We start from the raw sequence: 21,860 nt of genomic DNA, 5'->3' as shown, positions 1-21,860 counted from the left end.
ACCAGGAGTGAGACCATGAACAACACCCAGAGCAAACGTAAGCCCTACGTGCGCGAGATGAAGAAAGACTGGTGGCTGAAGAATGCCTTCTACACCGGTTACATGATCCGCGAAGGCACCAGCATCTTCGTCTCCATCTACGCCGTGGTGCTGATGTGGGGTCTGCTGCGGCTGGTACAGGGTCAGGAAGCGTTCAACGGCTGGCTGGAATCCCTGCAAAGCCCCATCGCCATCCTGTTCCACGTCATCGCCCTGGCCGCCTGCCTGTTCCACGCCAAGACCTGGTTCGCACTGGCCCCCAAAGCCATGCGTATCTTCCGTGGCGAAGAGCTGGTGCCGGAGAAACCCATCGTCATCGCCCAGTATGTGGCACTGGCGGCGGTATCCCTGCTGATCCTGTTTATCGTGGCTTGAGGAGATTAATAATGAGACGTTCTGACGAGCCCATGTTTATTGGCGTCTGTTTGGTGCCGATAGCGCTATATGAGGAAAAATCATGAGACGTTCTGACGAACCCATTTACTGGGGACTCTTTGGTGCCGGTGGCATGGTGGTTGCCATGCTGCTGCCGGTAATTGTCCTCATCACAGGTCTACTGGTGCCCATGGGCATCATGGACGTGGAGACCATGAGCTTTGAGCGCGTGCATGATTTCGCCAGCTCCTGGTGGGGTGCCTGCATCCTGCTGGTCATCATTGCCCTGCCCGTCTGGCACGGCATGCACCGCATCTACCACGGCCTGCACGATCTCGGGATCCACACCACCAAGCTGCACCACTATGTGTTCTATGGCTTCGCCTTCCTGATGTCCGCCATCACGGTCGGCCTGCTGATGGTGCTGGTGCTCCAGTAATCCTTACGTTGCCAGCAACAGATGATAAAACCGGGCCCAGTGCCCGGTTTTTGTTTGGCCTATGACCGCCACGCAATTCTTCGTTTGGCGGCATGGAGCTCAAGGAAGCGGCATTGCCTCCTGCCACAGGGTCAGCAGGGGCGCAGGGATGGCGCCGTAGCGCAGGGTCGGGGTCTGGTGCCAGTGCGCCAGTTTTTGCAGCGCCTTCCCCAGATCCTGCGCCAGGGCGCGCGTCACCCTGACCCCGCCTTCCAGGTAGAGGCTCTTGACCTCGAACACCCCCTCCTTGCGATGGGCCTTGGCGTCCATCCTGCCCACCAGCTTGCCGCGATGCAGCAAGGGCAGCACGAAATAGCCGTACTGGCGCTTGGGGGCCGGGGTGTAGCACTCGATGCGATAATCAAAGCCAAACAGCTCGCTGGCCCGCTTGCGATCCCACACCAGAGGATCGAAGGGTGAGAGCACGGCGGTGTGAGTCGCCTTGAGGCTGCCAGCCTGGGCCTGGGCCAGTTCATCAAAGAGCGAGGCATGAACGAAGGCGCCGTGCTGCCACCCCTCCACCCGCACCGGCAACAGCTCCCCCTCGTCCGCCAGCTGATGGAGCAGGGCGTCGTATTTGCCCCGTTTAAGGCGATAGTAATCCGCCACCCAGCCGGTCTTGACCAGCCCCAGCGCCCGGCAACTGGCTCGCACCATGTCCCGCTGGGCCTGCTCGACACTCGGCAGATCCCGCTCGTCGTCCCACTCCGGCATGACCCGCTCGGCGAGATCGTAGACCCGCTGGAAGTTGCGCCGCTCGCGCACCATCAGCTGACCTGCGGTAAACAGCACCTCCAGGTGGCGCTTCTCGGGCTTCCAGTCCCACCAGCCGTTGCCCTTGCCCCCCTTGCGTTCGAAATCGCTGGCCCGCACCGGGCCATCCTGGCGAATGCGCTCCACTATCTGCGCTATCTCTCCGCCGTGGGTCTTGAGCCACTGGGCGGAGAACTTCCAACCCATGGCGGCGGGATCCAGCATGCGATGGCGCAGCAGCCGGTAATCTTCCCGGGGGACGAAACAGGCCTCGTGGGCCCAGTATTCGAAGAGGTCACCATCGGCCAGCAGTTGTTCCAGCCAGCGCGGATCGTAGTGACCAAGGCGGCTGAACAGCACCAGATAGGGGCTGCGGGCCACCACGGAGATGGTGTCTATCTGCAGCAACGCCATGCGTCTGATGCAGGCAAGCAGATCGGAGGGAGAAGCCTTGGCGCGGCGCGGGGTCAGCAGCCCCTGAGCCGCCAGTTGCAGGTGGCGGGCGTCTTGCAATGAGAGGTGGGGGATCGACATGGAGATAGGAGCATCCGTTCCTGGGTATCAGGCCACCAGCATGCCCAACTCATGGCCAAATGAAAACGCCCCGCTCAGAACCTGTTCACGATCTGTGACGAGAGGTCGTCAGCAAGGTAAAGAGCAGCGCAGGAACCAGAGTGTATATGAATACATGAGGATTCCGAGCAGCACATGAGCCTTGATCACGGCCTCACAGTAAGAGCATGAGCAGGTTCTCAAGGTTTGGTGAACACCGCCACATCCGCATGAGGAAACTCGACCTCTGCCTGCCAGCGGACCGCCAGGGCACGGAACGAGGCCTCGGCGAAGAAGACGATATGGGTGGGATCGTGGCGATAGCGCCAGGTCTTGAAGCGATCGTCCCCCAGCACCCGCTGGGTCTGCAACACCAGCACCCCGCCGGGCTTGAGGCAGCCCCAGAGCGTGTCCAGCACGGCGCGGGGGGTGGCGATGTGCTCTATCACCTCGGTGCTGGTGATGAAGTCGTATTGCCTTGCCAGGCACTCGGGGTCGTCGGCATAGAACTTGTCGTAGCCCGCCATCTCGAAGCCCGCCTCCCGCCCCATGGCGATGAGGGCAGGTCCGGGGCCGCAGCCAAAATCGAGGCCGCTGGCAGGAGGCGACACCCAGGTCAGCACCTCGCCGAAGGCCCGCATCAGAAAACCGCGATATCGGGGATCGTCCACCCGGTTGTCGTGCCCGTCATAGACCGCCTTCTCGGCCCCCTCGTCCAGGTGGTCCGCCTCGTCCATCCAGACCAGCTCGCACGCCAGGCAGCGGTAATAGCCCTTGCCCGCCACCGGCAGGGCATGGTGCCGACGGGAGAGACACAGGGGACAGTGAACAGGGGATGACATGGCAGCTCCTCGGGTGGCGACAGCGGGGCAGATTGCCTGCCACGCCCGCTGCTGGCAACTGTTTTGTCTTGGGCCCCCATCGGCCCGCTCTCGCCCCCCGTCAGAATTTTTCTTCTTTTGGTGCTCCTTAAGGGTTTCTTAAGTTTGCCCTCTTACGCTCAACCCATCCCAAGAGAAGGAGCCAACCATGACCATAGAGATCCAGGCACCCTACCAGTTGCTGCTAGCCAAGTCCCCGCAGCAGGTCATGGCGCTGCAAACCTATATCCAGGCCGCCTATACCCAGGAGTTCAACGCCCGCATTCCCCATTTTCTGCCCTGCCTGCTCGGGCTCTACCGGGCCGATGGGGTGCTGGTCGGAGCCTGCGGCCTCAACCAGGCCTGCCATGGCGAGCACGCGCAGCCCCTCTATCTGGAGCAGTATCTGGAGCAACCCGTCGAGGCCGCCATCGAAACCCGTCTCGGGGTACGCCCGGCCCGCCACCGCATCATCGAAGTGGGCAACCTCGCCTGCCGCGAGCCGGGCAATGCCCGCCTGATGTTTGCCGCCCTGTGTCGCCTCTTGTGTGACAACGCCCTCGACTATGTGGTGTTCACCGGCACCGCCCGGCTTCGCAACAGCTTTGCCCGCCTGCGCCTCAACCCGGTGGAGCTGGCCCCAGCCCAGGCTCATCAGGTGGGAGAGGATGCCAGTGCCTGGGGGGAATACTACCGCTGCCAGCCCAAGGTGATGGCAGGCGACATCAATCAGGGGCGCGAGGTGCTCGCCCAGAGCAGCCTGCTGCTCAACCTGCTGGGGCCCATGCCCCGCCTTTTTAACCATGCCGACATCGACAAGAGGTGTGCTCAATGACGCTGTTCGACACCATAGCCCGCCATGCCAGCCAGACGCCACAACAACCGGCACTGCAAGGCAGCCAGGGCGAGCTGGATTACCAGAGCCTGTGGCAGCAGATCGAGCAACTGGCAGGAGCGCTGCAAGGGGCCGGCATCCGCCGCCTGGCCCTGCAACTCGACAACGGCCTGCCCTGGGCGCTGATCGATCTGGCCTGCACCCGGGCCGGCATAGTGGTCATTCCGGTTCCCCACTTCTTCAGTCCGGCCCAGCAGGCATGGCTGCTGGAAAGCAGCGGCGCCGATGCCCTGGTCGGCCCCGAGCATGAGGGCTGGCAGGCCGCTGCCCCCCTCATCCTGATGACGGGCAGGCCGGATGAACAGGCGCTGCCCCTGTGGCGCCGCATCCCGGCCAGCCTGCCCGAGCTGCCGGCGGGCACCGCCAAGATCACCTATACCTCGGGCACCACGGGCCAGCCCAAGGGGGTCTGCCTGTCCCTGGAACAGATGACCTCGGTCTGCGAGTCCCTGGCCCTGCGGGTCGCCCCTGCCCGGGTCGGGCAGCACCTGACCCTGCTGCCGCTTGCCACCCTGCTGGAGAACCTGACCGGTCTGTACGTGCCGCTGCTGACCGGCGCCTGCAGCCGCATCCCCTCCCTGGGGGAACTCGGCTTCTCGGGCTCCAGCAAGCTGGATCCTGCAGCCCTGGCCCAGGCACTGCTGCGCTGGCCCAGCCACAGCCTGGTGCTGGTGCCCGAGCTGCTGCGCCTGCTGCTGGCCCTGTGTGCCAATACCCCGGCCCTGGCCGAGCGGCTCAAGGGGCTGCGCTTCGTCGCCGTGGGCGGCGGCAAGGTCGCCCCCGAGCTCATCGGCCATGCCCGCGCCCTAGGGCTCCCTGTCTATGAGGGCTATGGTCTGTCGGAATGCGGCTCTGTCGTGGCGCTCAACGGCCCGGACGCCGACCGCCCGGGCAGCGTCGGCCTGCCCCTGTCCCACTGTCAGGTGACGATCGCCGCCGACGGCGAAGTCATGGTGAGCGGCAGCGCCATGCTGGGCTATCTGGGGGAAGAGGCGCCCGCCATCCCGAGCATCGCCACCGGCGATCTGGGTCGGCTCGACGAGGAGGGTTTTCTCCATATCACGGGGCGCAAGAAGAACGTGCAGATCACCGCCTTTGGCCGCAACTTCTCCCCCGAATGGGTGGAGGCCCAGGCCCAGCTCTGCCCGGCCATCGCCCGCATCGTCATCTTCGGTGACGGTCAGCCCGCCAACGTGGCCCTGATCCAGCCGCTGCCGGGCAGCCAGTCCCACTTGCCAGAGCAGATTGCCCGGCTCAACCAGCAACTGCCCGATTACGCCCGCATCCATCACTGGCTGCCGGTGGCGCTGGATCAGCTCCCCGGCCTGCTGACGGCCAACGGCCGCCCCCGTCGCAACGAGATTTATCACCACTTTTCCCGGCAGATCGACCAATGCCTGACCCAAGGCCTCACAGGAGAATCCTCATGAGCTTCTACCAGACCCTGCAACAAGCCACCGCCTGCGAGCGCGAACGCCTGTTCAATGCCCCCATCATCGAGGCCTGCCGCCGTGGCGACATCAGCCGTGACACCTACCTCGCCTTCCTGGCAGAGGCTTACTACCACGTGCGCCACACGGTACCGCTCCTGATGGCCACCGGCGGCAAGCTGGGGCAGGAGTACGAATGGGTACGCGGCGCCATCCGGGAGTACATCGACGAGGAGTACGGCCATCAGGAGTGGATCTTAAGCGACATCCGCGCCTGCGGCGGTGACGCCGAGGCGGTGCGCCATGGCCAGCCGGGCCTGCCCATCGAACTGATGGTGGCCTTCCTCTACGACCAGATCCAGCGCGGCAACCCCATGGGCTTCTTCGGCATGGTGCAGGTGCTGGAAGGTACCAGCGTCGCCATCGCCCTGACCGTCGCCGACCAGCTCAAGCGCGGTCTGGGGCTGCCACCCCAGGCCATGAGCTACCTGAGCTCCCACGGCGCCCTGGATCAGGAACACCTCAAATTCTTCGAGTCCCTGATGAACCGGGTGGAAGACCCGGCAGATCAGGCGGCCATCATTCACGCCGCTCGCGTGGTCTACCGCCTCTATGGCGACATGCTCTATCAGCTCACGGGATCCTGCCAATGAAGCTTGAAGGGAAACGCATACTGCTCACCGGCGCCAGTGGCGGCATAGGGGAAGCCCTGGCCATGGAGCTGGCGGCCCAGGGGGCGCACCTGCTGCTGCACGGGCGTCGGGCCAGCGCCCTGGAGCGCCTGCGCCGGGAGCTGCCCCATCCGGAGCGCCACCAGACGGTGACCGCCGATCTCGGCTCACCCCAGGAGCGGGCCAGACTGCTGCAACACCCGGCGCTGGAAGAAGGCCTGGACGTGCTCATCAACAGCGCGGGCTGCAACCAGTTCGCCTGGCTGGAGGATCAGAGCGGCGAGCAGGTGACCCGCCAGTTGCTGCTCAACATAGAGGCCCCCATCCAGCTCACCCGGGCCCTGCTGCCCCGGCTGCGCAAGCCCGCCATCATCATGAACATAGGCTCCAGCCTCGGGGCCATCGGCTATGCCGGTTACAGCGTCTATTGCGCCAGCAAGTTCGCCCTGCGGGGCTTTAGCGAGGCCCTGGGGCGGGAGCTGGAGGGCACCGGCATCAAGGTGCTGCACTTTGCCCCCCGCGCCACCCGCACCCACCTCAACTCCGAGGCGGCCTATGCCATGAATGCCGAGCTCGGCACCCACACCGACAGCCCCCAGGACGTGGCCGAGGAAGCCGTCATCGCCCTGTGCAACGAGACACGCCGCCGCTGGCTCGGCTGGCCGGAGAAGCTGTTCGTGCGGCTCAACGGCCTGCTGCCCGCCGTGGTCGACAAGGCGCTGGCCAGACAACTGCCCATCATAGAACGCCATGCCCGCCACCCTGTCCCCCTGGCCACAGATCACGGGGACAACCCCGCCTGTGCCACACACGAGAAGGAACATTGAGATGAAACACGCCACTTTCCGCCCCCGATTGGGTCACAGTGTCCTGTTGCTCGCCCTGGCAGGCACGCTGGCAAGCGGTCTGGCCCAGGCCGCCGATGCCCTGCCCACCATTCAGCAAGAGTGGGCCCACTGCCAGTACCAGCAGATCGGCAACGCCAAGGAGCGCTGCCTGGAGACCCTGAGTGCCAAGGCCGATGAGGCGAGCGCCAAGGAGGCATTTCGCACCGATCTGCTGATCTGGTCCGCCATCGTCAAAAGCACCTGGGCCGGCGCCAAGGGCGGCCTCGGCGCCCTGAGCCTGGTGAAGGAGGCCAAGGCCAAACTGGAGATCGCCATCAGGCAGGATCCCAGGGCGCTGGAAGGCTCGGCCTATACCAGCCTGGGCTCCCTCTATTATCAGGTGCCGGGCTGGCCGGTCGGCTTCGGGGATGACGACAAGGCCGAGCAGTTGCTCAAGCAGGCGCTCGCCATCAACCCCAACGGCATCGATCCCAACTTCTTCTACGGCGACTTCCTGCTGGATCAGGGGGACAAGGCCCAGGCGAAGCGCTATCTGGACAAGGCCCTGGCCGCCCCGGCCAGACCGGGCCGCGAGGTGGCGGACGAGGGCCGTAGAATGGAAATCCGCGAGCGTCTCGCCAAGCTGTAAACACAAGCAGATCAGTGCGCTATTTAAACTCTGCCCACCCGCTTGCATACTGGTGGGCAGCGTCATTTGAGGGAGAGAACAATGCGAGTCCTGTTGGTGGAAGATGATGTGATGCTGGGAGACGGCATGGTGGATGCACTGCGCAGCAGCGGCTACACGGTAGACTGGCTCCAGCAGGGGCTGCCGGCCCTCTCGGCACTCAAGAGCGAGGAGTTCGCCGCCCTTATCCTGGATCTCAACCTGCCGGACATCGACGGCATCAGCCTGCTGCGCAAGCTGCGCCGGGAGGGGCAGACCCTGCCGGTACTCATCCTCACCGCCCGGGATGCCCTGGACGATCGGGTGCTGGGGCTGGATGCCGGCTCCGACGACTACATGGTCAAGCCCTTCGCCCTGCAGGAGCTCAACGCCCGCCTGCGCGCCCTGGTGCGCCGCAGCAAGGGGCAGGCCCAGGCAGTGCTGGAGTACGGGGAGTTGCAGCTCTTCCCCGCATCACAGCAGGTCACCTATCGGGGCGAGCCGGTCAAGCTCACCCCCCACGAGTACAAGTTGCTGCAGGAGCTCATCACCCAGAGCGGCCGGGTCCTGAGCCGGGATCAGCTGCAACAGAGCCTCTACGGCTGGGACGAGGGGGCAGAGAGCAACGCGGTGGAGGTGCACATTCACCACCTGCGCAAGAAGTTCTTCCCCGAGCTCATCCGCAACATTCGCGGCGTCGGCTACATAGTGCCGCAACAGGAGGGTCAGGGCACCAAGGGGGCGCCAGCCCCATGAGCCGCGTCCGTTCCATCCGCCGCTTCCTGCTCTCCGGCATCCTGGCCCTGGTCAGCCTCAGCCTCGCCATCAGCGGCCTGATCGGCTACCTGCAGGCCAACCACGAGATGGAAGAGCTGTTTGATGCCCGTCTCGCCCAGTCCGCCCGCATCACCAACCAGCTGCTGGCCACCTACCTCAAGCAGAGCAAGACACTGCCCGCCGATGGCACCCTCTATCAGGAATGGACCCGGAAAAACCCCGACAGCGGCCCCGAGGAGCAGGGATTCAACCTCAGGGGCGAGGACAGAGAACTGACCCCCTACGGCCATGAGTTTGAACGCAATCTCACCTTCCAGCTGGCCGATGACGAGGGCCGTCTGCTGCTGCGCTCCCCCAGCGCGCCGCCGCGGCTGCTCGGCAAGCTGACCATCGGCTTTGACACAGTGCGTCGGGATGGCCATGACTGGCGCACCTTCACCCTCTACAACCAAGGTGAACAGACCTGGCTCATCGTGGCGGAGCGGGATGACGAACGCAGCGAGCTGGCCAGCAAGATGGCCACCCTCACCATGCTGCCCCTCTTCATCACCCTGCCCTTCCTGCTCGGCCTGCTGTGGTGGCTGGTCACCCGCGGTCTGGCGCCGCTGCGCCAGCTGACCCAGGCCATCGGCGAACGTCACCCCGCCAACCTGAGCCCCCTCAATCTCGCCATCAAGGCCGAGGAGCTGACGCCCCTGGTGGGGGAGATCAACCGGCTGATGCACACCCTGGCCGATACCCTGGAGCGGGAGAAGCAGTTCACCAACGAGGCCGCCCACGAGCTGCGCACGCCCCTCGCGGTGCTGAGGATCCACAGCGAGAACGCCCTGACGGCGCAGGATGAAGCGAGTCGACGCCAGTCGCTGGCCAAGATGCTGCTGGCCCTCGATCGCAGCGACCGCCTGCTGCGCCAGCTGCTGACCCAGGCCCGCATCGACAACCAGCAGGATCTCGTGCTGGAGCGCGTCGATCTTGGCCAGCTGCTGCAAGGCTGTCTGGCCGCCCTGACCCCGCTGGCACTGAACAAGGAGCAGCAGATCTCCCTCGAGCGCAGCGGCCGGGTAGAGATCATGGGCCAGCCCACCCTGCTGGAACTGATGTTTGGCAACCTCATCGACAATGCGCTGCGCTATACCCCGTTCGGCGGCGTGATAGCAGTCGCCGTCGAGCCATCGGGCAACCGGGTACGGGTAACGGTCAGCGACAATGGCCCAGGCATCCCCGCCGAGGCGATGGCGCGCCTGTGTGAACGCTTCTTCCGGGTCAATCCCCAGGCAGGGGACGGGGTGGGCCTGGGGATGGCCATAGTACGCCGCATCGCCGAGCTGCACGGCGCGGACATGAGTATCCACAACCGGCCAGAGGGGGGGCTTGAGGTGAGCCTGCTGCTGCCGGCACCGCCGATCTAGCCGGGCACCGGAACAAAAAACGCGGGGGCCCTGGCCCCCGCGCGTGATTCATGCTCCCAGGAGCAGACCCTTAACCACAGCTGGGCTGCACCGTGAAGGTGCGGGCGGAGTCCACCGGACCCAGCTCCGCCAGCAGGCGACGGCCGATCAGCACGGGATAGAGCATGTCGCTGCGATCCCGCAGGGTGAACCACTCCTTGTAGACCTTGTCGCCGAGGCAGACGGACAGGGTGACTGTGGGGCGCTGCTCCATGCCGCCCGCCCCGCGCACCGTCACGCTGCGCTCCACCGGCCGCTCCAGGGTCTGGCGCACCACCTTGTCGGTGTCGGCATCGGTCAGCACCAGGGTGAAGCGCACCCAGGGCTTGTCGTCACGCTTGAAGTGGTGCAGATCCCGCGCATCCATCGAAGAGGTGAGGGCCCCGGTATCGAGTTTCATCTTGACCGCCACGGCGCTGGGCATGATCAATCCCTTCTCGATCCAGCCATAGACGGTGGGGGACGCCGCCATCCCGGGCAGGGAGAGGCAGGTCAGTAACAGCAAGGTCATGGTTCGCAATGCAAGCACGTTCGCTCCTGATCAAGGCCGGGCCGACGCTGGCCCCAGAGGCCAAGAGTGGGGATGGAAAGGCCAGCTGTCAACCGGCGAGAGGCGGCGCCCTGGGCAGGATGGCGCCTCTCGCACCGCCCGCGTCAGGATCCGGACTGGGGGTGAAAAAAGGGAGTCAAGGGAGGCATTCCTGGCAGGCACCAAGGGGGGATATCCCGGGGAAATGGGTGCCTGGGCTGTACTCAGGTTGTGACGCCAAAGGCTACCACAGCGATGCGTGAATTATCAGTCTTGTTCTGACGGGATTTTTGCCTACACTGCTGTAAACCGGAGGCCCTGAAAACCACCGGTTTTTTTGTGCCTGCCGAAAAGTTGCCACTGCAAAGTGACCTCTCACACAAGGCTCAATAAGGAATTTGCAATGCGTATCGAAGAAGACCTGAAGCTCGGTTTCAAGGATGTGCTGTTTCGCCCCAAGCGCTCTACCCTCAAGAGCCGCGCCCAGGTCAGCCTGACCCGCCAGTTCACCTTCAAGCACACCCGGACCCAGTGGCAGGGGACCCCCGTCATCGCCGCCAACATGGACACCGTCGGCAGCTTCGCCATGGCGCGCACCCTGGCCGGCTTCGAGATGATGACGGCGGTGCACAAGCACTACAGTCTGGCCCAGTGGCAAGCCTTCGTCAGCGAAACCGATCCGGCCCTGCTGGGCCATGTCATGGTCTCCACCGGCACCTCGGAGGAGGACTTCACCAAGACCCGCCAGATCCTCGCCATGTCCGAGGCGCTGCGCTTCATCTGCGTCGACGTGGCCAACGGCTACTCCCAGCACTTCGTCGAGTTCCTGCGCAAGATACGCGAAGCCTGCCCCAACCACGTGATCCTGGCGGGCAACGTGGTGACCGGCGAGATGGTGGAGGAGCTGATCCTCTCCGGCGCCGACATCGTCAAGGTGGGCATAGGCCCGGGTTCGGTCTGCACCACAAGGGTCAAGACCGGGGTCGGCTACCCGCAGCTTTCCGCTATCATCGAGTGCGCCGATGCGGCCCACGGCCTGGGTGGCCAGATCGTCGGTGACGGCGGCTGCACCTGCCCGGGAGATGTGGCCAAGGCGTTTGGCGGCGGCGCCGACTTCGTGATGCTCGGCGGCATGCTGGCGGCCCACGAAGAGTGCGGCGGTGAAATCGTCGACGTCGATGGCGAGCCCTTCATGAAGTTCTACGGCATGAGCTCGGCCAGCGCCATGGACAAGCACGCCGGCGGCGTCGCCGAGTATCGCGCCTCCGAAGGCAAGACGGTGCTGCTGCCCTACCGCGGCCCGGTGGAAAACACGGTGCGCGACATCCTGGGCGGGGTGCGATCCACCTGCACCTACGTCGGCGCCAGCCAGCTGAAAGAGCTGACCAAGCGCACCACCTTCATCCGGGTGCGCGAACAGGAGAACAACGTCTACGGCAAGGAGTAACCTGTCGCAGGCTCCGTCAGGCGCTGACGGTTAGAAGCCAGCCAACCGGTGTGCTACCCTGCGCACCGGTTTTTTGCATCTGGAACCCCGAGCCATGACAAGCCCCCTGCCCCCGTTCGACTGGGACATCTTCTGCACCGTGGTGGACAACTTCGGCGACATCGGCGTCACCTGGCGGCTGGCCCGCCAGCTCAAGCGGGAGGGGAGGATAGAGTCCCGGGGCCATGGCACCTCGGGGGGGACGACGCCCGCACAGGCCGGTGACATGCAGGTACGGCTCTGGGTGGACGATCTGGCGAGCTTCGCCCGCATCTGCCCTGGGCTGGATCCCGCACGGGATGGCCAGTGGGTCGACGGCATCTATGTCCAGCACTGGCACGAGCGCCTGCCCGCCGACGTCGTTCCGGCGAACGTGGTGATCGAGGCGTTTGCCTGCGAGCTGCCCGCCCCCTTTATTGAACGAATGACCGAGCAGAGCCCTCCCCCCTGCTGGATCAACCTGGAGTACCTTTCGGCCGAGAGCTGGGTCGAGGATTGCCACGGCCTCGCCTCTCCCCAGCAGGTGGGCAACAAGCGCCTCGACAAGTACTTCTTCTTCCCGGGCTTCACGGCCAGAACCGGCGGTCTGCTGTGCGAGCAGGGACTCATCGCCGAGCGGGATCGCTGGCAGCAGGACGAGGCGGGGCTTGCCGCCTACTGGGCCAGCCTGGACCTGCCCCCCCAGGCAGAGCACGAGATCAGAGTCAGCCTGTTTGCCTACGAGAGCGAGGCGATCCGTTCTCTGGTGATCGACTGGCAGGCCAGTCCCACCCCCGTCACCCTGCTGCTGCCCCTGGGGCGCGCCGTACCAGACGTGCTGCGAGGCCTGGGCCGGGAAGGAGAGGCGGTGAAACCCGGGGATCTGCTGCGCGCCGGCAGCCTCGCCGTCAAGCTGCTGCCGATGACGGACCAGGCGGGATACGATCGCCTGCTGTGGAGCTGCGACCTCAACTTGGTGCGCGGTGAAGACTCCTTCGTGCGGGCCCAGTGGGCGGCACGGCCCTTCCTGTGGCACATCTATCCCCAGGAAGAGCAGGCCCACATGGTCAAGCTGGACGGCTTCCTCGACCACTATCTGGCCGACCTGCCCCCGGAGACAGCAAGCTGGCTGCGAGCCTGCAACCACGCCCTCAACCAGGGGGAGGAGACCCGCGAGCTCTGGGCCCAATGGCCGCAATACGCGGCCAGATGGCGGCAACATGGGCGAGACTGGTCACAGAAGCTGCACCGGGATGGGGATCTCGTCACGCGATTGGTGAAATTTCTGGAAAGCCGTATATAATCTGGCAGTTTTTTATTCGTCCGTTTCACGAACAGGAATTTTGACATGAAAACCGCACAGGAAATCCGCGCTGGTAACGTAGTCATGATCGGCACCGAGCCGATGGTGGTGCAGAAGGCTGAGTTCAACAAATCCGGCCGTAACTCCGCCGTGGTCAAGATGAAGCTGAAAGGCCTGCTCAATGGCAGCGCCACCGAGACCGTCTTCAAGGCTGACGACAAGCTGGAAGTGGTTCAACTGGAGCGTAAAGAGTGCACCTACTCCTACTTCTCCGATCCCCTGTATGTCTTCATGGACACAGAGTACAACCAGTACGACGTCGAGAAGGACAACCTGGGTGATGTGCTGAACTACCTGGTAGACGGCATGGAAGACATCTGCGAAGTGACTTTCTACAACGAGAAAGCCATCTCCGTCGAGCTGCCGACCACCATAGTGCGCGAAATCGAGTACACCGAGCCGGCCGCCCGTGGCGACACCTCAGGTAAAGTGACCAAGCCTGCCCGCCTGAAAGGCACTGGCTACGAGCTCGCCGTTGCCGCCTTCGTCGAGATCGGTGACAAGATCGAGATCGACAGCCGCACCGGCGAATTCAAGCGTCGTCTCTCCTGATAGACTCTTGAATCGAATGCAAAAAAGCGAGCCCAGGCTCGCTTTTTTATTGGTCGCTCCCCGCCCCAGCCTTGCCGCTCCCGGCGTTCGAATGGGCAGCTAGATGCCGGGCAAACTGACCCCCATGCACAGCAGGGCGGCCCGCCGCACACATGCCCCCTTCAGAAATGGCCCGAGCCGCCGTTAACAGGAGACCCAGTCCCGGGACGAAACGAGAGGGGCCCATGGCCAGAGTGTCACTATCGCTGTGTTTGCTGAGTCTGTGCTGCCTGAGCGGCGGGGCAGCCCGTGCCAGCGAGATCGCTCCGCCTCCCCCCGTCGACTACTGGCAGAGCGCGGACTGGCAGGGGCTGCCGGACAGCACCCAGATAGAGCAGCAGACAGTGCTCTATGCCAGGCACGACGGTGACAGCTATCTGGGGCTGGCCATCTTGCTGCCGGACTGGCAGCGCAGCGGCCAGCTGTGGCAACTGACCCGGGATCTGGGACGCCTGGGTTTCGACACCCTGCTGCTGCTCCCCTCCCCCCGGCAAAGCGAGCTGGATCCTGCCGCCGAGAAGCGGCAACCCGCCATGGAGACCTTTCGTGACCAGTTCGCCGAGCGCATCACCAAGTTGGGGGATGCCAAGTGGAAGGAGGGGGGCTTCAGGCTGCTGCTGGCCCAGGGCACCAGCGCCGCCTGGGCCGCCAATCTCATCGCCAGCGACAAGCTGCCTGCCCCGGATGCCCTGGTGCTGCTCGACGGCTTCTTCCCCCTGCCCCAGAGCAACCAGGCCCTGGCCAAGCAGGTGGCCCAGACCAGGGTGCCGACCCTGGATCTCTATCAGGACGAGCCGGGGCGCTGGCCGCAACTGGCCGCCGAGGCCCGCCAGAGCGAGAGCCGGCGCAGCCACAAGCTCAACTACCGTCCCTACGCCTTGCTGACCCTGGACGAGACCCCTGCCCGCATCCAGGGCTGGCTCACCCACCTCGGCTGGCTCTGATCCCGCCACTATGGCCGCTCCCCAGCCTGACGGCATGCGGGCTGACGCTGATCCCGCCACTCTTGCCGCTCCCCAGCCTGACGTCATTCGGGCTGGCTCTGATCCCGCCACTCTTGCCTCTCCCCAGCCTGACGGCATGCGGGCTGGCTCTGATCCCGCCACTCTTGCCGCTCCCCAGCTTGACGGCATGCGGGCTGGCTCTGATCCCGCCACTATTGCCGCTCCCCAGCCTGACGGCATGCGGGCTGACGCTGATCCCGCCACTATTTGCAGCTCCCCAGCCTGACGGCATGCGGGCTGGCTCTGATCCCGCCACTCTTGCCGCTCCCCAGCCTGACGTCATTCGGGCTGGCTCTGATCCCGCCACTCTTGCCTCTCCCCAGCCTGACGGCATGCGGGCTGGCTCTGATCCCGCCACTCTTGCCTCTCCCCAGCCTGACGGCTTTCGGGCTGGCTACTGGGCGCCACTCTTTGGCATCATGGCCCCATCAATGGCAGGAGGCTTCATGCAGCAAATCGTGTTTCTCGACAGCGACACCCTGGATGCGAACGTGCATCTGCACCGTCCCGATTTTCCCCACCACTGGCAAAGCTACCCGAACACGGCCCCCGAACAGGTGGTGGCGCGGCTCAGGGAGGCCAGCATCGCCATCATCAACAAGGTACGCATAGGCAAAGCCGAGCTGGCCCAATTGCCCGAGCTGCGGCTGATAGCCCTGGCCGCCACCGGCAGCGACAACCTGGATCTGGAGGCCTGCCGCGCCGCCAATGTCGCCGTGTGCAACATCCGCAACTACTCGGGCCCCTCCGTGCCCGAACACGCCATGGCGCTGATGCTGGCCCTGTCGCGCAACCTGTTCGCCTGGCGCCAGTCCCTGCTGGAGGGGCGCTGGCAGCAAAGCGGCCAGTTCTGCTTCTTCGATCACCCCATCATGGACTTGCAGGGCAAGCGCCTCGGCATCATAGGCAAGGGCACCCTGGGCCAGGCCCTGGGCGAGCGGGCCCTTGGCATCGGCATGGAGGTGCGCTACGCCCAGAGCCAGGTGGGGGCTGCCACCGAGGATGACCGCCTGCCCCTGGATGCCCTGCTGCAGAGCTCGGATGTGGTGAGCCTGCACTGCCCGCTCACCCCCTACACCCGTCATCTCATCGGCCCGCGGGAGCTGGCCATGATGAAACCGGGGGCCCTGCTGATCAACGTGGGTCGCGGCGGCCTGGTGGACGAGCAGGCCCTGCTGGAGGCCCTGGCCAACGGTCGCCTCGGCGGCGCCGGGTTCGACGTGGCAAGCGTGGAGCCGCCGCCCCCGGATCATCCCCTGATGCAGGCCCTGCAATACCCCAATTTCATCCTGACCCCCCACGTGGCCTGGGCCAGCGAAGAGTCGATGCAGCGCCTCGCCGATCAGCTCATCGACAACATCAACGCCTTCGCCGCCGGCAGGCGTCAGCACCGACTGGTCTGACACAGGGCTGCCCCTCGCGGATCCGCTCATCGACAACATCAACATCTTCGCCGCCGGCAGACGTCAGCACCGGCTGGTCTGACACAGGGCTGCCCCTCGCGGATCCGCTCATCGACAACATCAAGTCCCTCCCGGCCAGACGGCGTCAGCACCGCCTGGTCTGAACGAGGGGCACGAAAAAGGGGCCCCTGGCCCCTTGCTGCATCTCCTGACCGACCTCAGTCGTCATGCCATCTGTGTTTGCGGTGCTTCTTGTAGTATTTCTTCTTGTGCTTGGGGTGATGGTGATAATGGCGATCGCCACGGTGGCGATGCCCATCGTAGCGTCGCCCGTCCCTGTCTGAGCCACGGGCCTCGTGCCCGTCACCGGTCCGTGCCCCTATGGCGGAGCCGCCGGCGCCACCTATGCCGGCCCCGATCAGCTGACCCGTGTCCCCGCTCAGGCTCTTGCCGATGGCGGCCCCCCCCAGGGCACCCACGGCCCCCCCGATGGCGGCCTCGTTCTTGTTGCCCCGATTGGCAGTCGCCGCCCCACCGGCGGCGCCCCCCAGGGCCGCCCCCACCAGGGCCCCCGTATCACCGCCGAGCTGTTTGCCCAGCATGGTGCCCGCCACGCCCCCCACACCGCCACCGAGCACGGTGTTGAGGGTTTCGGAGGCCTGAACCGCACCGCTCATCAGCAGCAGTGAGCCCAACAGGGCCAGGGCGCTCATGCCGTGTCTTCTCATCTCCATGGGGTACTCCTGTCAAACCTGATTAATTTCCCCTGCACTATACGAATGGCCGTTCTGGACGCCAGCCGCCCCAATGGGGTGAGGTTTAATCCAAAGGAATCCCGCCTTGGGCACCGGAGGGAGATGAAAAAGTTAACAGCATGAAAGACAAGATAAAAAAATCCATTTCTACCCGAAAAACCCGCGACCTTGTCCCGGACAGCCCTGTCGCAGCGCGCCCCGGGGCGGGCCCTGTCAGACAGATACTGTCATCGCCCGGGAGCCAGAGTCACTGTCTGACTCCCGGGGTGCGAACAGGTGCCAGCGATCCCGCCCCAGTCGTTTGCTCTGATAGAGGCACTCATCGGCCCGCTCGAACAGCAGCGGGGCATCATCCGGGTAGTGGGCGCCCCCCGCGCTCAGGGTGATGGAGGCCTCGAACTCCCGCCATTTCAGGGCCTTCACCCGACCAAGCAGATGGGTCAGCCGGCATTCCAGCTCCGCCTGATCCCAGGGCAGCAAGGCCGCAAATTCATCGCCGCCGATGCGATAGACCTGCTCATCCCCCAGGGTTCTCGCCATGATGGTGGCCACCCGGAACAGCACCGCATCCCCCACACTGTGGCCCCAGCTGTCGTTGACCCCCTTGAAGTTGTCCACATCGAACAGTACCAGCCAGTAGGGCACCCCTTCCTGCTCCAGTCTGCCCCTCTGCTGATCGAAGGCCCGTCGGTTCATGATGCCGGTGAGGGGGTCGTGAAGCAGGGCATCCTGTCCTTCCAGCAGACTGTTTCTCATCTGCTCTATCTCTCCCAGGCTGCCGTGCACGAACCAGGTTCGCTGACGCCGCTGGATCGCCTTTCTCGCCTCATCCCGGATGAGACCGCTGAGGGAGCCCTGCACCAGGGCCTGCTCCTGACGAAATATCCGCACCAGAAACCACAGGCTGCACAACCAGATGAAGAGCAGCGCCAGAGCGGGCAGCACCACCATCAGCAGGGTGTCTTGCAGGTTTGCATGAAAATGGGAGGGGGCCAGATAGACGTTGAGATCCCACTCCATCCCCTCCAGGGCGTGTTGCAGGTGGCGACCTTCCCAGAACACGTCCAGCCCGGCCCCCTGCTTCTCCCGATCGAGGCGGGACGGCAGCAGTTGCAGATTGTGACCCACCACCAGCTTGCCCCCCTTGCGCGCCGTGATGTAGAGGGCCACCTGATCCTCGCCCACCGCCCGTTGCAACGCCCCCTGCAAGGCGCTGAACGACATGTCGACCATCAGCAGTCCCAGCAACTGCCCCCCATCATCCTTGACTCGCTTGATCAGGGTCAGCACCTGCCCGGCACTATCGAACTCAGGGTAGGGACCGAACCAGATGAGGTCGTCACCCTCGCCGGAGAGTGCCTGATACCAGGGCCGCGCTTGTGCCTGGTAGCCCTCGGGTTGCTGCCAGTCGGGATAGCCGTCGAGCCGCTGGGTGCGCGCGTTGTAGAAATAGAGAAAGTGGGCGTCGTGTTTGAACTGATGGGCAATGGCCCAGATGGGATTGATGGCCGATGCCCCGGCGGCGATGGCCCGCTTGTCCAGGGAGGCCTCCAGCACGCCGAGCTGGCGGCGGTTGTCCTGCGCCATCTCCTGGATCAGGGTGGCGTCGAGGGCGGCGAGCATGTGACCGTAACCCGCCATGGTCTTGTCGATGCTCCCGAGGTAACTGGCTGCCGCCAGCAACAGGGTGGCGATCAGCACCAGCCCTCCCAATAGCAGCGACAGCGGAGTCAGTATGTAATAGCGTTCCTTGATCAGCGCTGCCGTCATGCCACCCTCTATAAAATGTCATATTTGATGGATTTTATAGTTTAAACATCTGACAAAGTTATTGATTGAAGTCATCAAGCGCCACTGTTAATGATAAAAAACACATCAGCATCCCCCGCGGCCATCTGCGCCTTTGCCGCGTGAATATCCATGAACAGTAGAAACAGTCATCACCCTGAGTTGACGGTTTATTGCGCGCAAGGTGTTATAGTCGTTGACTCTAGAAATCGGAGCCAGATGGCCTTTGTCGCCATGACTGGTGGCGATGATTCATCAACCAAGGAGATGTTATGAGCAGTCCGTTTATCGAACAGATCAAAGCACGTCGTACCATCTATGCCCTGGGCAACCGGGTGACCCATTCCGAGGCCCAGCTGACGGCGATCATCAAGGATGCCATCAAGCACAGCCCCTCCTCCTTCAACTCCCAGAGCTCCCGCGCCGTGATCCTGTTCGGTGATCAACATCATGCCCTGTGGGATCTCACCAAGGAGACGCTGCGCAAGATAGTACCGGCCGAGGCCTTCCCCCAGACCGAGAACAAGATCAACGGCAGCTTCCGCGCCGGGTTTGGCACCGTGCTCTTCTTCGAGGACACCGCCGTCATCGAAGACCTTCAGCAGAAGTTCGCCCTCTACGCCGACAACTTCCCCATCTGGTCGGAACACGCCACCGGCATCGCCCAGTTTGCGGTCTGGACCGCTCTGGCCCAGGAGGGAATTGGCGCCTCCTTGCAGCACTACAACCCCCTCATCGATGACGAGGTCCGCCAGCGCTGGGAACTGCCAGCGAGCTGGCTGCTGCGCGCCCAGATGCCCTTTGGCAGCATAGAGCAACCCGCCGGCGACAAGACCTTCATGGATGACGCCGAACGCTTCCGGGTCTTCAAGTAACCCAGATTGCCCCCGTCTCTGGCCCCCGCTCGTCGGGGGCTTTTTGTTGCCAGCGCCTCGTCAGATCAGCAGGACCAGCTGCAATCCTCCCCCCTCATCGAGGCGCACAGTCACCTGGCGCCAATCCTGGATCACCGCCAGCACGGCCGGATCGAGCCGCTCCTTGCCGCCGACCTGCACCACGGGGCAACCGGCCGCCAGGGCGCTGCGGATGCCTGCGGGGGCATCCTCGAACACCAAGCAGTCGGCGGGGGCCAGCCCGAGTCGCCCGGCCGCCAGCAGATAGGGTTCGGGATCCGGCTTGCCATGCTCTACCTCCTGTGCCCCCACCAGCAGGGATGGCAACGGCAGACCGGCGCTCTGGAGCCGATGACGGGCCACCTCCTGGCTGGCGGAGGTCACCAGGGCCCAGCACCCCGCCGGCAAGGCGCTCAACACGGCGCGACACCCCTGGATCGCCTCGCCCTGCCCCGTGTGGCGGATCTCCAGCTCATCGAGCAGCGCCACCTCCCGGGCCAGATCCAGCTGCGGCGCCAGGGCCCGTATCACCTCCCGCGAGCGCACCCCGTGGCACATGGCCAGCACGGGCTCGGGATCCAGCCGATGACGCCGACACCAGAGCCGCCACACCGTTTCCACCTCGCCGCCGGAGTGAACCAGGGTGCCATCCATGTCCAGCAGCAGGGCGGCGGCCCTCAGGGTGAGCTGGCTCATGATGCGCCCCCCGTCAGCACATCGGCGAAGGCCTGACGCTGGGCCAGGGGTTCGTAACAGGCGAGCGCCTGCTCGGCATTGCCCGCCCACACCGGCAGAGGGCCGACGACGAAACCCTGCTGCAGCAGGCCGACAAGCAGCTCCCCCGTCTCAGGGGCTGCCACGGGTTGGGCCATCACCAGACTTCCCTTGATCAAAAACAGATAGCGTTCGCTCGACATGAGATGACTCCTTGTGACTGGTCAGGGGCAAAAGGCCCGTTTCGAGACCATTAGAACAAGGCAGTTAGATAATTTATAATCAATTAATCGTCACATTGGATAACCAAATGGAATGAAACTCGACTTAAGACAGCTGCAAGCCTTCGTCATGCTGGCCGAGACCGCCAACTACCGGGAGGCGGCCGGTCGGCTCTTCATCACCCAGCCGGCCCTGACCAAGCAGATCCAGGGGCTGGAGCTGGCCCTCGGCGCCACCCTGTTCAACCGAGGCCGCCACGGCGCCGAACTGACCGCCATCGGTGCCCAGCTGCTCACCCAGGCCAGCGCGCTGGTCGACCATGGCAAGGGGTTCGAGCGCCACGCCCTGGCCCTGGCCAGCGGCATCGCCGGGCGGCTCAAGATAGGGTTCGGACTGTCGAGTTTCGCACTGGCTCCCTCCCTGGTGGCCCGCTTCAAGCAGCAGGCCCCCGATGTGATGGTACATCTGCAGGACATGACCTCCGCCATCCAGCAGGAGCGACTGCTGTCGGGTCAGTTGCAGCTGGGCTTCATGCGAAGGCCAGAGGCGCCCCAGCTGCGGGAGCACAGACTGCTGACCGACAGGCTGGTGCTGGCCGTGCCCAGCCAGATGACGGGGTCGAACCCGGCCACCTTCGACGTGGCCTGGGCGCTGGCCCATCAGCCGCTGCTGCAGATGGTGGGACACCGCTGCCCTGGCCTCAGCCAGCAGATAGCCCGCTTCCTCGGCAGCAACCGGCTGACGGCCACGGTCCAGGAGGCGGAGGATATCCAGACCCTGGTGGCCCTGGTGGCCGCGGGCATCGGCAACGCCATCCTGCCCCGCAGCGTCAGCTTCATCGCCGGCCCCGACGTGACCCTCTACCCCCTCTCGGGCCCCTGGTCCGAGTGGGAAATCAGTCTGGTGTGGAATCCGGCCTTCGCCGATCCCATCCGGGATCATTTTCTGCAGATGGTGACGACCCAGGTGCCGCTCGCCGCGTCTCCCCGGGCAGACACCCCAAGCCCCTGAGTTGCGACCCGGCCAGGTCTGGGTGTATGGTCAGCGGCACTGACTCAGCCTGGAGGTATGATATGAGATTGATACGCTACGGCGCCCTGCCCTTGCTGCCCTTGTTGGCCCTGACCGGCTGCGCCGAGTCAGGCTCGGCGCCCGCCCCGGCCAGCATAGGCACCCCCAATCCGGCGTCCGTCTACTGCGCCGATCAGGACGGCAAGCTGGTGCTGGAGCAAGAGCCGGGGGGCACGGTCGGCTACTGCCACCTGCCGGATGGCACCGTCATGGAGGAGTGGACCCTCTACCGCGCCGCCCAGCAGGCCCGCTAAGGCCAAGGCGCGATATTCACCAGGCAACAAGGCCGA

The 21,860-nt window shown here is 64.6% G+C and carries 24 protein-coding genes; 17 read left to right on the top strand and 7 right to left on the bottom strand.

The features are described from left to right. Positions 1 to 15 precede the first annotated feature (15 nt). Together BN1119_RS01845 and frdD are read left to right on the top strand one after the other, a co-directional pair. Positions 16 to 414, top strand: coding sequence for a fumarate reductase subunit C (locus tag BN1119_RS01845; protein WP_041993025.1), 399 nt, complete (start codon positions 16 to 18; stop codon positions 412 to 414). Between the two features lie 82 nt (positions 415 to 496). Continuing rightward, entirely contained in the window at positions 497 to 853 is a 357-nt protein-coding gene (gene frdD / locus BN1119_RS01840; protein ID WP_041993022.1) for a fumarate reductase subunit FrdD, read from the top strand. Between the two features lie 99 nt (positions 854 to 952). Here the strand turns inward: frdD and BN1119_RS01835 are convergent, their stop codons facing one another. Beyond that, complete coding sequence (locus BN1119_RS01835; RefSeq protein ID WP_041993019.1) at positions 953 to 2,179, bottom strand: winged helix-turn-helix domain-containing protein; 1,227 nt, start codon at positions 2,177 to 2,179, stop codon at positions 953 to 955. Between the two features lie 218 nt (positions 2,180 to 2,397). Then, complete coding sequence (locus tag BN1119_RS01830) at positions 2,398 to 3,039, bottom strand: class I SAM-dependent methyltransferase (RefSeq protein WP_041993016.1); 642 nt, start codon at positions 3,037 to 3,039, stop codon at positions 2,398 to 2,400. 187 nt (positions 3,040 to 3,226) lie between these two features. Here BN1119_RS01830 and BN1119_RS01825 point away from each other — a divergent pair, with 187 nt between their 5' ends. The 7 genes from BN1119_RS01825 to BN1119_RS01795 all read left to right on the top strand — a co-directional run bounded on the left by BN1119_RS01825 (position 3,227) and on the right by BN1119_RS01795 (position 9,733). Beyond that, positions 3,227 to 3,892, top strand: coding sequence for a thermostable hemolysin (locus BN1119_RS01825; RefSeq protein WP_041993013.1), 666 nt, complete (start codon positions 3,227 to 3,229; stop codon positions 3,890 to 3,892). Next, positions 3,889 to 5,382 (top strand): AMP-dependent synthetase/ligase, encoded by a 1,494-nt coding sequence (locus tag BN1119_RS01820; protein WP_041993011.1) that lies wholly within the window; start codon positions 3,889 to 3,891, stop codon positions 5,380 to 5,382. Before BN1119_RS01825 ends, BN1119_RS01820 begins: the two co-directional genes overlap by 4 nt. Then, positions 5,379 to 6,035 carry an iron-containing redox enzyme family protein gene (locus tag BN1119_RS01815; protein WP_041993009.1) on the top strand — a complete coding sequence of 219 codons (657 nt, stop codon included), beginning with the start codon at positions 5,379 to 5,381 and terminating at the stop codon, positions 6,033 to 6,035. The genes BN1119_RS01820 and BN1119_RS01815 overlap by 4 nt, the downstream gene beginning before the upstream one ends. Then, on the top strand, positions 6,032 to 6,880 hold the full coding sequence (locus BN1119_RS01810) for an SDR family oxidoreductase (protein WP_041993006.1): 849 nt from the start codon (positions 6,032 to 6,034) through the stop codon (positions 6,878 to 6,880). Before BN1119_RS01815 ends, BN1119_RS01810 begins: the two co-directional genes overlap by 4 nt. Before the next feature lies 1 nt (position 6,881). Further along, complete coding sequence (locus BN1119_RS01805; protein ID WP_041993003.1) at positions 6,882 to 7,529, top strand: tetratricopeptide repeat protein; 648 nt, start codon at positions 6,882 to 6,884, stop codon at positions 7,527 to 7,529. 81 nt (positions 7,530 to 7,610) lie between these two features. After that, entirely contained in the window at positions 7,611 to 8,303 is a 693-nt protein-coding gene (locus BN1119_RS01800; RefSeq protein WP_041993000.1) for a response regulator, read from the top strand. Next, the gene (locus BN1119_RS01795) at positions 8,300 to 9,733 is read left to right on the top strand and encodes an ATP-binding protein (protein WP_041992997.1); all 1,434 of its coding nucleotides are present in this window, start codon (positions 8,300 to 8,302) and stop codon (positions 9,731 to 9,733) included. Before BN1119_RS01800 ends, BN1119_RS01795 begins: the two co-directional genes overlap by 4 nt. A gap of 70 nt (positions 9,734 to 9,803) precedes the next feature. On the opposite strand, the gene rloA3 is transcribed toward BN1119_RS01795, so the two are convergent. Next, positions 9,804 to 10,301, bottom strand: coding sequence for a retropepsin-like aspartic peptidase RloA3 (gene rloA3 / locus BN1119_RS01790; RefSeq protein ID WP_041992994.1), 498 nt, complete (start codon positions 10,299 to 10,301; stop codon positions 9,804 to 9,806). Positions 10,302 to 10,704: 403 nt separating this feature from the next. On the opposite strand from rloA3, the gene BN1119_RS01785 reads away from it, so the two are divergent. The 5 genes from BN1119_RS01785 (at position 10,705) to BN1119_RS01765 (ending at position 16,127) form a co-directional block, all read left to right on the top strand. Continuing rightward, complete coding sequence (locus tag BN1119_RS01785) at positions 10,705 to 11,748, top strand: GMP reductase (RefSeq protein WP_041992991.1); 1,044 nt, start codon at positions 10,705 to 10,707, stop codon at positions 11,746 to 11,748. A 94-nt stretch (positions 11,749 to 11,842) separates the two neighbouring features. Beyond that, entirely contained in the window at positions 11,843 to 13,069 is a 1,227-nt protein-coding gene (earP, locus tag BN1119_RS01780; protein ID WP_041992988.1) for an elongation factor P maturation arginine rhamnosyltransferase EarP, read from the top strand. Between the two features lie 45 nt (positions 13,070 to 13,114). Then, positions 13,115 to 13,681: an elongation factor P gene (gene efp / locus BN1119_RS01775; RefSeq protein WP_041992985.1), complete on the top strand. Its 567-nt coding sequence runs from the start codon at positions 13,115 to 13,117 to the stop codon at positions 13,679 to 13,681. A 224-nt stretch (positions 13,682 to 13,905) separates the two neighbouring features. Beyond that, positions 13,906 to 14,664 carry a DUF3530 family protein gene (locus tag BN1119_RS01770; RefSeq protein ID WP_041992982.1) on the top strand — a complete coding sequence of 253 codons (759 nt, stop codon included), beginning with the start codon at positions 13,906 to 13,908 and terminating at the stop codon, positions 14,662 to 14,664. A gap of 506 nt (positions 14,665 to 15,170) precedes the next feature. Further along, a complete protein-coding gene (locus BN1119_RS01765) occupies positions 15,171 to 16,127 on the top strand; it encodes a D-2-hydroxyacid dehydrogenase (RefSeq protein WP_041992980.1) in 957 nt (318 codons plus the stop codon). Between the two features lie 218 nt (positions 16,128 to 16,345). On the opposite strand, the gene BN1119_RS01760 is transcribed toward BN1119_RS01765, so the two are convergent. Both BN1119_RS01760 and BN1119_RS01755 read right to left on the bottom strand, forming a co-directional pair. Further along, complete coding sequence (locus BN1119_RS01760; protein WP_041992977.1) at positions 16,346 to 16,861, bottom strand: YMGG-like glycine zipper-containing protein; 516 nt, start codon at positions 16,859 to 16,861, stop codon at positions 16,346 to 16,348. A 234-nt stretch (positions 16,862 to 17,095) separates the two neighbouring features. Continuing rightward, positions 17,096 to 18,652 carry a sensor domain-containing diguanylate cyclase gene (locus tag BN1119_RS01755; protein ID WP_041992974.1) on the bottom strand — a complete coding sequence of 519 codons (1,557 nt, stop codon included), beginning with the start codon at positions 18,650 to 18,652 and terminating at the stop codon, positions 17,096 to 17,098. A 290-nt stretch (positions 18,653 to 18,942) separates the two neighbouring features. Between BN1119_RS01755 and BN1119_RS01750 the strand changes: the two genes are divergently transcribed. Further along, positions 18,943 to 19,545, top strand: a complete 603-nt coding sequence (locus tag BN1119_RS01750; protein WP_041992971.1) for a nitroreductase family protein — start codon at positions 18,943 to 18,945, stop codon at positions 19,543 to 19,545. A gap of 60 nt (positions 19,546 to 19,605) precedes the next feature. Here BN1119_RS01750 and BN1119_RS01745 read toward each other — a convergent pair whose 3' ends face one another. After that, a complete protein-coding gene (locus BN1119_RS01745; RefSeq protein WP_041992968.1) occupies positions 19,606 to 20,259 on the bottom strand; it encodes an HAD-IA family hydrolase in 654 nt (217 codons plus the stop codon). Beyond that, positions 20,256 to 20,480 carry a hypothetical protein gene (locus tag BN1119_RS01740; protein ID WP_041992965.1) on the bottom strand — a complete coding sequence of 75 codons (225 nt, stop codon included), beginning with the start codon at positions 20,478 to 20,480 and terminating at the stop codon, positions 20,256 to 20,258. Before BN1119_RS01740 ends, BN1119_RS01745 begins: the two co-directional genes overlap by 4 nt. A 112-nt stretch (positions 20,481 to 20,592) precedes the next feature. On the opposite strand from BN1119_RS01740, the gene BN1119_RS01735 reads away from it, so the two are divergent. Both BN1119_RS01735 and BN1119_RS01730 read left to right on the top strand, forming a co-directional pair. Further along, entirely contained in the window at positions 20,593 to 21,510 is a 918-nt protein-coding gene (locus tag BN1119_RS01735; protein WP_041992963.1) for a LysR family transcriptional regulator, read from the top strand. A gap of 62 nt (positions 21,511 to 21,572) precedes the next feature. Continuing rightward, complete coding sequence (locus tag BN1119_RS01730) at positions 21,573 to 21,824, top strand: putative hemolysin (RefSeq protein ID WP_041992960.1); 252 nt, start codon at positions 21,573 to 21,575, stop codon at positions 21,822 to 21,824. The last annotated feature ends 36 nt before the right edge of the window (positions 21,825 to 21,860 follow it).

The sequence above is a fragment of the Aeromonas bivalvium genome (genome assembly GCF_000819765.1).
In the GTDB taxonomy this organism is placed as follows: domain Bacteria; phylum Pseudomonadota; class Gammaproteobacteria; order Enterobacterales; family Aeromonadaceae; genus Aeromonas; species Aeromonas bivalvium.
Note: the sequence above shows the minus strand (reverse complement) of the source record. Positions and strands in the feature narration are given on the sequence as shown.